10 protein-coding genes are annotated in these 9917 nt (G+C 69.5%); 4 read left to right on the top strand and 6 right to left on the bottom strand.

The annotated features are described in order from the left end of the window. Positions 1–215: 215 nt before the first annotated feature. From ABZS80_RS33070 to ABZS80_RS33060, 3 genes are all read right to left on the bottom strand, one after another. Entirely contained in the window at positions 216–1139 is a 924-nt protein-coding gene (locus ABZS80_RS33070) for a transposase family protein (protein WP_355062121.1), read from the bottom strand. A 75-nt stretch (positions 1140–1214) separates the two neighbouring features. Further along, complete coding sequence (locus ABZS80_RS33065; RefSeq protein ID WP_355062117.1) at positions 1215–1832, bottom strand: hypothetical protein; 618 nt, start codon at positions 1830–1832, stop codon at positions 1215–1217. 82 nt (positions 1833–1914) lie between these two features. Then, positions 1915–2484: a hypothetical protein gene (locus ABZS80_RS33060; RefSeq protein WP_355062115.1), complete on the bottom strand. Its 570-nt coding sequence runs from the start codon at positions 2482–2484 to the stop codon at positions 1915–1917. A gap of 197 nt (positions 2485–2681) precedes the next feature. Between ABZS80_RS33060 and ABZS80_RS33055 the strand changes: the two genes are divergently transcribed. Further along, positions 2682–3791, top strand: a complete 1110-nt coding sequence (locus tag ABZS80_RS33055; RefSeq protein WP_355062113.1) for a histidine kinase — start codon at positions 2682–2684, stop codon at positions 3789–3791. Then, positions 3788–4456 (top strand): response regulator transcription factor, encoded by a 669-nt coding sequence (locus ABZS80_RS33050; protein ID WP_355062111.1) that lies wholly within the window; start codon positions 3788–3790, stop codon positions 4454–4456. The genes ABZS80_RS33055 and ABZS80_RS33050 overlap by 4 nt, the downstream gene beginning before the upstream one ends. A 1154-nt stretch (positions 4457–5610) precedes the next feature. Here the strand turns inward: ABZS80_RS33050 and ABZS80_RS33045 are convergent. Beyond that, a complete protein-coding gene (locus ABZS80_RS33045; protein WP_355062119.1) occupies positions 5611–6756 on the bottom strand; it encodes an MFS transporter in 1146 nt (381 codons plus the stop codon). A 280-nt stretch (positions 6757–7036) separates the two neighbouring features. On the opposite strand from ABZS80_RS33045, the gene ABZS80_RS33040 reads away from it, so the two are divergent. Together ABZS80_RS33040 and ABZS80_RS33035 are read left to right on the top strand one after the other, a co-directional pair. Beyond that, positions 7037–7333 carry a hypothetical protein gene (locus ABZS80_RS33040; RefSeq protein ID WP_355062109.1) on the top strand — a complete coding sequence of 99 codons (297 nt, stop codon included), beginning with the start codon at positions 7037–7039 and terminating at the stop codon, positions 7331–7333. Positions 7334–7378: 45 nt separating this feature from the next. Beyond that, positions 7379–9214: an AMP-dependent synthetase/ligase gene (locus ABZS80_RS33035; RefSeq protein ID WP_355062107.1), complete on the top strand. Its 1836-nt coding sequence runs from the start codon at positions 7379–7381 to the stop codon at positions 9212–9214. 23 nt (positions 9215–9237) lie between these two features. On the opposite strand, the gene ABZS80_RS33030 is transcribed toward ABZS80_RS33035, so the two are convergent. Both ABZS80_RS33030 and ABZS80_RS33025 read right to left on the bottom strand, forming a co-directional pair. Continuing rightward, entirely contained in the window at positions 9238–9441 is a 204-nt protein-coding gene (locus ABZS80_RS33030) for a hypothetical protein (RefSeq protein ID WP_355062105.1), read from the bottom strand. A 24-nt stretch (positions 9442–9465) separates the two neighbouring features. Further along, positions 9466–9711 carry a hypothetical protein gene (locus ABZS80_RS33025; protein ID WP_355062103.1) on the bottom strand — a complete coding sequence of 82 codons (246 nt, stop codon included), beginning with the start codon at positions 9709–9711 and terminating at the stop codon, positions 9466–9468. Between the last annotated feature and the right edge of the window lie 206 nt (positions 9712–9917).

Here is a 9917-nt window from a genome sequence, read left to right as displayed (position 1 = left end):
TTATCCCGCCGCACATCCGGCGGGCCCTCGAGCGCGATCCCGACGATACGGTGGCCGGCGCGGCGCGGGGTTTCCGCCCGGCGTCTGGCAACTCCTCAGTGATACGGGCTCCACGCGTCGGTCACCGGCCCTCCGGGACCGACCCGGGTCGACCGGGCGGCGCCGCACGCTAACGACCTTGTGCGCAATAGTTGATGGCGCGTGGCCTGGGCGTTTTACCAGGTGAGGCCGGCGGATTTGTCCGAGACGATGCCGGCGATGGCGTTGATGGTCTCGGGGAGCAACTCCCGGCGGCCGGTGAAGCGTTGCAGGACGCGCCACCATTTCAGTTCCGCGATGGTGTGCTCGACCGCGATCCGTTGCGAGGACTGGTGTTTGCGGTCGTGTTCCCACGCGGTCTGCTGCTCGGGCGGTGCCCCGGGTCGTAGCTTCAACGGCGGCGCGCAGACCGGGCCGGGGTGGTCTCGGGCCAGTCCTTGGTAGCCGGCATCGACCAGCAGTGTGACGTCTGGGTAGGCGTCGAGCAGCGTGTCGATGCCTTCGATCCGGGCTGCGGTCAGGTCGTGCATACGTCCGGGGCGGGTGGCACCGCACCACAGGGTCGCCCCGTGGTGGTCGGCGGCGACGGTGGTTTTGATGGTGTTCTGTTTGAGTTTGCCGGACACGAACGCCTTGCGGCCTGGGCGTCCTTGTTGGGGTCGCCGTACCCGGATCTCGGTGGCGTCCAGGCGCAGGGTGACGCCTTCGGCTGCTCCGTAGGCGAACACGTCGGCCAGGGTGTGCAGCCGTGTCCCGGCGGGGGTGGCGAAGCCGCGTCGGGCGAGCAGCGCACGGATCTGGGTGACGGCACGGGTGCTAGTGGCCCGGTCGACGCCGTACGCGATCGCGAGGGCGGCGTGCGGGATCGCTAGGCGTAGGTGGACCAGGGTGATCACGACTCGGTCGGTGAAGCTCAGCCGTGGTCGGCGGCCGGCTCCTGCCTTGCGGACGCGCTCTCGGGTGCGGCGGGCATGCAACCGGTCCTCTCGGGCCGCGGTCCATGGGGGTTGGAGTTCGGTCAGGAGCAGGCCCAGGTGGTTGCGGCTGAGGCCGGTAAAGGCACAATGGGCGAAGGCCGCGCGGATGGCTTTGATCGACACAATCAAGACATCTGCGCGGCCGTCTATGTCTGGGTCAAGCCGCCACGCCGTCCAGCGCTGCCGGGCACAAGGTCGTTAGTGCTTGGGGATGGGTGGCAGGTCGGCGTGGGTGATGGTGTAGCCGCCGTTGACGACGGGTGCGAACGGGGCAGGTGCCATGCTGGTGCCGATTTCGGATTCGGTCCAGTCGCCTGCGTCGTTCCTTGTCATGTTCATGAACTCCCAGGAGAAACCGACTCGGTCGCGCGAACGGCGGGGCTTGTCCTTGCCTGCGTCGTACACGCTGAACCCGAAGCGTTTGCCAATCCAGTAGTCCGGCCCGCCCGGGCTCACGGTGGTGATGACCGCGGTCAGGGTCGCATAGCCGGGGGCGGTCACCATCGAGTCGACCTGGCCTTCGGCGGTGAAGGTCATGTTCCACTGGGCCGCGTAATGTGTGATCTTGACCGTCCCGGTCGCGTCGTTGGGCGCGCCGGGCAGCGATTGGCCGTCGGCGGTGGGTATCGGCCCGCGGGTGTAGGGCGTGGCGTGCGCGGTGAAGGCAAACGACCGGATGTCGTCGTCGTCCTGGTAGGTGAGGCGTACGTCCGCGGCTCCGACGACGCTGGCGATCTTCGGCTTGCCCGGCGAGTGGTTGGTCTCAGCGGCGGCAGTCGCCGTCGTCGTGATCAGGCCGATGGCGGCGGCGAGCATGGCGATTGTGGCGGCGCTTCTGATACGCAAGGTTGACCCTTTCCAAGAGTCTATGGGCGGTAGCGGCATATTCGGTGACTGCTTACCGGCTTTGGTGACGGCGGCGCCGGTAGTACGCGGCGGTCACTACGGCGAGCAGGGGACCCCACAGCAGCAGCGGGGCGTAGCACACGGTCATCACCCAGTACGCGATGCCGTCCGGGGCGTCCGGGTGGCCCATGTTGTCCGGCCCGTTCCAGGTCCAGGCACCCCAAACGCTGATCAGGGTGACGGCTGCGGCGCCGAGCGCGGCAGGTACGACGGCGGCCAACACCGGGATGCGCCGCCCGCCGAGGAGCGGCACCCAGCTGGGCAGGACCTCACCCCAGTGTTGGACGAGGCCGAGGGTCAGCAGCCCGAGCAGTTCGGCGACCACGCTCAACCCGATCAGGTAGAACGACAGGGCGCCGGGGAAGTTGTCGGCGTGCAGGGGGGTGCCTGCAGCGAAGCCGGCTGGAGCACCGAAGGCGAGCGCGATCCGCCACAGACCACTGGGCACGAGGGTCAGCGAGGCGACGCTGGCGGCCAGGTGGATCGGTCGGGACACCACCGGGCCGGGCCGGGCACCGGTCTTCGCGCGGATCGGCTGCGGGTCGACAAGTGATGCGGTCATGGCTGAGGACCTTTCACGGAACGCGGTCATCGATCGCGGGATGCGCGGCCGGAGTGCTTCCGACCGCTGCGTCCAGCCTTCCCAAGCGGCCGGCCGCGCACCATGCGCCGATCGGGAGGTCCTGGCCCGTACGGCCCTCGCGCGGGTATGCCGAACGGGCTACCGGACCGCGGCCAGCAGCCCGTACCGTCACTGCGGTGTCGTCTACGAGCACCGCGATCGCGGCCGTCTGCACGCTGGGCGCGGCCGTATGGGCAATGCTGGGTCCACGGCGGTTACGGCACCGCTTGGCCGGTCTGCTCGCTGCCGCCGCGGTGCTGTCGCTGGTGACTAGCTTCGCTCAGCCGCGCCCGGTACCGGAGGAGGCCGCGCTCTGGAAGCTGATCGAGGTCGCGGCGCTGCTGGTGCTGCTGCGCGGCGTGGCGCGGTGGTCGCCGATCCGCGCGGCGGTATCCGTCGGCTGCCTGGCGGCCGCGGCGTGCGCGCTGTGGCCGGTATCGGTACTGGAGACGCCCTCGTGGCTGGAAGGAGCCGGCGCGGCGGCCTTCTGGATGTTGCCGGCGCTGGCCGCCGCGGCGCTGGGCGGGTATCCGCGATGGCAGGCACACCGCACGGACGAGGCGGTGGCGCAGGCACGCCGTCGTCAACAGCTGGACCTGGCCAGAGATCTGCACGATTTCGTGGCGCACGAGGTCAGCGCGATCGTGGCGCAGGCGCAGGCGGCTCGGTTCGTGGCCGATACCGATCCCGCGCAGGCGCCGCGGTCGCTGGAGCGCATCGAGCGGGCCGGGTTGAACGCGTTGGCGCTGATGGACCGGACGATTCAGATGCTCCACGACGCGGACGGCCGCGCCATCCCGGCCGCGCCCGCACCAGGCATAAACGGACTGCCCTCAATTGTCGAGCAGTTCGGATCTGCCGGTACCACGACCTGCCACCTCGACCTCGACCCGGCTGCGGCTGCGCTGCTCTCGCCTCAGGCACAAGCGGCGGGATATCGGATGGTGGTGGAGGGACTGACCAATGTCCGTCGACACGCAGTCAACGCGAAGGCGGTCAGCGTGGCGGTATGGTGCGGCACCGCCGACACGGTCGAGGTGGCCGTCCGCAACGACGCCCCGGCGACCGGCCGCCGGTCGCGCGGCGCCGCCGCACGACGGGGCGGCCACGGGTTGGCCGGGCTTCGCGATCACATCGTCGCCGTTGGAGGTACCTTGACGGCCGGACCGCACACCGACGACAACGGCAACGCCCATTGGCGGCTGACCGCGACCTTCCCCAGCTCACCGGCCAGAGACGACACATGATCCAGCAACCTGTCCCCACCCGCATCCTCATCGTCGACGACCAGGACCACATTCGCAGCGGCTTCCGGCTGGTGCTGGACTCACAACCGGACATGACCGTCGTCGGTGAGGCCGCGGACGGGACATCAGCCGTCGCCCAAGCGCGCGACCTCAGGCCGGACGTGGTCTTGGCCGACATCCGCATGCCCGGTCTCGACGGGTTGGAGGTCACCCGGCTACTTGCCCCGATCGCCAGAGTCGTCGTGGTCACCACGTTCGACCTCGACGACTACGTACACACCGCGCTGCGAAACGGAGCCTGCGGCTTCCTCCTCAAGCGGTCCGGACCAACCTTGCTGATCGAAGCCGTCCGCGCCGCCATGGCCGGCGACACGCTGATCAGTCCCCAGATCACCGTCCGGCTGCTCCACACCCTGACCCAGGGCGCGGCACCCGGACCGGCAGACACGGCGCACCCGCTCACCGCGCGCGAGCTGGCGATCGCCCGACTGATCGCCCACGGACGCACCAACGCCGAGATCGGCGCCGAACTGTACATCAGCGCCGGCACGGTCAAGACCCACGCCGCCAACATCCAAGCCAAGCTCGCCGCCCGCAACCGCGTCGGGATCGCCGCATGGGCCTGGCAACACGGCCACATGACACCCGACCAGTCGACCAGGTAGCCGTTACGCCGGGCGTTGCCCAACGCTGCACTGGCTGCCGAACTCGTCACCCGGTTCTTACTCGAAGCATTGACGCCGTCGCCGGCTTGGTCTCCGACCGCACGATCACCTGGCAAGAACCCATGCCGTCCCAGGCCAGCACCCGCCCTTATTACGCACAAGGTCGTAAGGCCGCGGCATCTCTGCCATCTGGTTGACGATGCTGACCTCGCTTTTGCCGAGGCGAACCTCGGCGTCGAGGAGGCCTCCTGGCCAACCCCCGCCGCACCGGGTGCCATGGTCTGCAGCGCACCGACCAGGACGGCCTGACGCCGATGGCGCCATCGCGCGACATACACGTGATTCATCGTTGGAACAACGCCCCGCACTGGGTCATCTCCCGCACGATCGCCCACCCACCGCTGGTCAGTGAGGAGCAGCCGCGCGGTTGGCTAGCCTTCGCACATGTTGGACCTACGCCGCAGGAAGCCCTGGCGGCACAAGACGGTTGAAGCGTGATTCTCGTCAGTGGATGGCCGTCGCTGACCGTCGTGCTGAGCGGCAGGAACTCGCCGGCGAGGTTGTTCATCCAGGAGAGGTTCGGGCGGTGCTAGCTCGGCGTCGTGCTGCTCTAGCGAGCAGCGATGGGTGCCGCCGCCGGCTTCCGGTCGCCGTTGCCCTCGGCACCGAACGGGGTGCGCAGTCGGGTCATCGCAGCCGCACTCACGTCGACGGCAGGTGTGTGATCGAAGGGCGCTTCTGCTCCCGGTGCTGCACGGAACGGACTTGAATCTTGCACGGCTACATCAGTCAACAGCTGCTCCAAAGTTTGCGCGCCAGCGCGCGACTCACCCGCTCGCATCTGCAAGCCGGGTGCGGTAGATGAGCGGGGTGGATCCGGCCGCTCGCCGGGGCGGCGTCGGATCGCGTTTCGCTCCGCCCTCCAAACCCTAACCCAGAACGACCACCCCGTACGGCTTGGGCCGGGGTGCGGGTGAGAAACTCCGCCGGTTCCGACCGCGGCCTGCATCTGGCGTCGACCACCATGCGCCGGGATCGATCGGTCAGCGCCGGGCAGGGCGGCCGCTCCCACGTTGGTCCAAGATCCGCGGAACCACGGACGCCGTTCCACTCGCCGCCGGGCGCACCGCGGCTTGCGATCGCCGGCTCGTTCGTCATCCACGACTCCCCCGCGGTGAAGGGCGAACGGGCCGGGTGGCCGGGCGATCGGTAGCGACGAACAGGGCGAGGGCGACGGCCTGAATTCCGGCCACGGCGATGATCATGGCGGTGATCGAGTAGTCGTAGAGGGCACCGATCAGCACCCCACCGACCAGGGTCGCCGCGCCCAACCCGGCGGCGAAGATTCCGTAGGCGGTGCCCCGCCTGCCAGTGGGGACGATGTCGGCGATGGCCGCACGCATGGTGGATTCCTGGATGCCGAGGACGGCGCCCCAGGCCAGGACCCCGGCGACCGCCGTCGCCGCAGTGGTGGTGAAGGCAGCCAGCGGGATCAGAGCGGTCAGCACGGGGACGGCGGCCAGCACCCGGAGGCCGGTCCGGTCATACAGCCACCCGGAGGCTAGCGCGGCGATCGCGTCGACGCCCATCGCGGCGGCGTACACGACCGGAACCACCGCCACCGGTACGACGTGCCGGGTGGCGAGGTGGAAGCTGAGCACACCGAAGGTGGCGTAGCCGGCCGTGGTCAGCACCGTGAAGGCCAGATAGGTCCAGAACACGCGGGGCAGCCGGACGCCCGGCGGGGCGGGCGACGCACCGGGTTGAGGGCCCGGTTCGAAGCGGCGCGGATCGGGCACGCCAGCGCGCAGCCACAGCAGCAGGAGCAGCGCCGCCACAGCCGGTACGGCCAAGGCGAGGAACGCGGGTCGGTAGTGGTAGGCGGTGGCGGCCAGAACGGCGGCGACCAGCAACGGCCCCGCAACCGCCCCGGCCTGGTCGAGCGCCTCGTGCACGGCGAAGCCCTTGCCACGGCCGACGGCCGAGGCGGCGTGGGAGATCATGACATCGCGCGCCGGGCCCCGGATCGCTTTACCGGCACGTTCCGCGACAAACAGCACCGCAGCCAGCCACAATGCGCTGGTCAGCCCGAGAGCGGGCACAGCGACCATGGTCAGGACGTAGCCGACCAGGACCAGCGGCCAGTAGGCCTGGGTCCGGTCGGCGAGGGGTCCGGTGCCCAGCCGTCCGGCCAGGGCGAACGCCTCCCCGACGCCGGTGACCAGGCCGACGAGGGTCGCGGATGCGCCGAGGGTGGCCAGGTAGGGTCCGATGACTGACCGGGCGCCCTCGTACACCACGTCCGACAACAGACTGACAACACCGAACGCGGTCACGAACCGCCACGGCGTCCACCTGATTGTCGGCGCCGCGATCTTCACTTATGCAGTCTGGCCCACCGGGATGCGGGTCGGGTGTGGATCAGCCCAGGCGCCCAGCTGCCCGCCGCCGTCCTGTCGTGCCGGAAGACCCGCTCTCGACATCAGCCGTGGTCCACTCACTCGAGGCCTGGATGGCCGCCCGGCGTGGTTTCCCGCCGGCACCGGCCACGAACGAGCGCCCCATGGCGGAGCGGAGCGTTTGGCCAAGTACGCCTCGGGCAATCGCGCGGCGGAGCACCGGCAACGGGGGGATCAGGTAATGAAGATCCACGACCCGGCCAGTCAGGCGATGCAGAAGGACTACGACGTCACCGACATCGAGCGCTTGATGGGCAAACGGGACCGGAAGAACGTCGACGACGTGATCGAGTGGGAACGGCGGTTCACCGGCGAGGTTCAGCACATGATCGAAGACTTCTACCGGGCGCGGGACAAAGCGATGGACTTCCCGCATGAGCCCGACCATCTCTACAAGAAGCTGAAGAGCAGCCGATAGGGCGTGCAGGGACGCATCGGTCTACAGCCAGGGGGCGTACGAGGCATGCGGGGCAGCGTCGCGGTGAAGCCGAAGGTGACCGGCCGCGAGTCGGTGGGGCTGGCCGACGTGGTGTGGGAGAACGCGCGGCAGAAACCGGACAAGGTGCAGTTTCTGCGCCCGAACCCGGACGCCCGGTCGTGGCCCGCGCAGCAGGCCGGCGCCGGCGACGCGGGTACGGTGACCTGCCGGCAGTTCCGCGACGACGTGCTGGCGTTGGCGCGAGGACTCATCGCCGCAGGGGTCGCGCCCGGGGACCGGGTGGCCTTGATGAGCCGCACCCGCTACGAGTGGACCCTGGTCGACTATGCGGCGTGGACGATCGGGGCGGTGACCGTTCCGGTGTACGACACCTCGAGTGCCGATCAGCTGGCCTGGATCCTGGCCGACTCCGGCGCGGTGGCGTGCGTGGTGGAGACATCTGATCATGCCGCGATGCTGAACGCCGTGCGGGAGAGGCTGCCGGGGCTGGGGCAGGTGTGGCAGATCGACGCCGGTGACCTGATCCAGGCGGCGGCTCGGGGCCGGGCCGTCGACGACGAGCAGGTGGCGGCCCGCCGCGTTGCGGTGTCGGGCGCGGACGTGGCGACGATCGTGTACACCAGCGGGACGACGGGCCAGCCGAAGGGCTGCGTGCTGACGCACCGCAACATCGGCCTCGACGTCGGCAACGCGGTCGCGGTGCTGCCGGAGTTGTTCCATGAGCGGGCGTCGACGGTGCTCTTCCTGCCGTTGGCGCACGCGTTCGCCCGGATGATCCAGGTGGGGATGGTGCAGACCCGGGCGACGATGGTGCACAGCGCCAGCATGAGCGGCGTGATGGATCAGCTACGCCGTTACCGGCCCACGTTCGTCCTCGCGGTGCCGCGAGTGTTCGAGAGGATGTACAACCGGGCGCGACAGAAGGCCATCGAGAGCCACCAGGGTCCCCTCTTCGCCGTAGCGGACCGGGTGGCCGTGCGGTACAGCCGGGCCCTGGACCGCCCGTCCGGCCCTGGCCCGGCGCTCCGGCTGGCGCGGCAGGTCCTCGACCTGCTGGTCTATCGGAAGCTGCGGGCGGCGCTCGGCGGACGGTGCCGCGTCGCGATCGTCGGCGGCGCCCCCCTCGGTGAGCGGCTCGGGCACTTCTTCCGCGGCGCCGGCCTAACGCCGCTGGAGGGGTACGGGTTGACCGAGACCTCCCCGGCGCTGGCGGCGAACCAGCCGTCGGCGATGCGGATCGGCACGGTCGGCCGGCCGCTACCGGGCGTGGAGTTGGCGATCGCCGACGACGGAGAGGTCCTCGTCCGCGGCGACGTCGTCTTCCACGGGTACTGGAACAATCCGTCCGCCACCCGCGCGGCGTTCACCGCCGACGGCTGGTTCCGCACCGGCGACCTCGGCAGTCTCGACGACGACGGCTATCTGCGGATCACGGGACGCACCAAGGAGATCCTCGTGACCGCGGCCGGCAAGCACATCGTGCCCGCACCGATGGAGGATCGGGTACGCGCGGACCCGCTGGTCAGCAACTGCATGCTCCTCGGCGACGCCAAGCCGTACGCCGCGGCTCTGGTCACCATCGACCCGCAGGCATGGCTGCGGTGGAGAACCGCGCACGGTCACCCGCGCACATCGGTGGCGGAACTGCGCGACGACCCCGCCCTGCGCGGGGAGATCCAGGCGGCGATCGACCGGGCGAACAGCTCTGTCTCCCAGGCGGAGGCGATCAAGACCTTCCGCATCCTGCCCGACGACTTCAGCGAGTCCAACGGTGAACTCACCCCCACCTTGAAGATCAAGCGCGAGGTGGTGCAGCGGCACCGCGCCGCCGAGATCGAAGCCCTCTACACCGGCCACTAGGGCGCGTTTAGTGCTCAGTAAGTTCACTGAGCGTTGCTTTCTGCGGCGGCATGCCACCAGCCGGGCGGGGCCGGCCCGGTGACCGTCGCGGTCGGCTGGCCGGGCTGTAGCCCGAGGCGTCGAAGAGCGGCGGCGTGGATACGGACGTCGAACCAGCCGTGCCAGTGGCCGTCAGGACCAATACCGCAGGCCAGCGTCCAGTTGACCTCGCTCGACTCGAACGGCATCCATTCGATGCCCCGGTCACGCAGTCAAGCGCGGGCGGCAGCCAGCGGCTGCAGGCAGCCAGGTACGTTCTCATAGGCCACGATGGTGACCCAGTCAGCGTTCATGGCGACCATGATGCCTGGCAGGACGTCTTGCGGCATATAGCCCGCGCCGTCTGGCGGTGCATAGCAGTGGAGATCGTCCGACCCGATGTCGGCGTGTCGGTGATCGAGGTATGGCGAGGTCTCCGGTAGGTGGACAAACTTGCCGTCCGCTACCACGCCGTGCACATCGCCACGATCAACGAATGGCTTCGACCCGGCTTATGAAGCAGGGCTTACGGCCTGTTTCATAACTCGGTGGAGTTGTGAGACAGCGCCCTTCTCGGGCGTCCGCGCCTCGCCCCGGGTGGGGCGGGTGCGGTTCCTGCGTCATCGGGGCCGGTTTCGCCCGCGCGTGTGCGTGGGCCAGAGCCTTCCCCTCGGCCGGCGTTGGT

Source organism: Micromonospora sp. NPDC005305 (assembly GCF_040607315.1).
Classification (GTDB): Bacteria; Actinomycetota; Actinomycetes; order Mycobacteriales; family Micromonosporaceae; genus Micromonospora.
Note: the sequence above shows the minus strand (reverse complement) of the source record. Positions and strands in the feature narration are given on the sequence as shown.

Excerpts from the sequence above, each read along its gene's own strand:
- ABZS80_RS33065 (WP_355062117.1), bottom strand. The coding sequence starts at position 1,832 with ATGCTCGCCGCCGCCATCGGCCTGATCACGACGACGGCGACTGCCGCC.
- ABZS80_RS33060 (WP_355062115.1), bottom strand. The coding sequence starts at position 2,484 with ATGACCGCATCACTTGTCGACCCGCAGCCGATCCGCGCGAAGACCGGT.
- ABZS80_RS33050 (WP_355062111.1), top strand. The coding sequence starts at position 3,788 with ATGATCCAGCAACCTGTCCCCACCCGCATCCTCATCGTCGACGACCAG.
- ABZS80_RS33035 (WP_355062107.1), top strand. The coding sequence starts at position 7,379 with ATGCGGGGCAGCGTCGCGGTGAAGCCGAAGGTGACCGGCCGCGAGTCG.
- ABZS80_RS33030 (WP_355062105.1), bottom strand. The coding sequence starts at position 9,441 with ATGCCGTTCGAGTCGAGCGAGGTCAACTGGACGCTGGCCTGCGGTATT.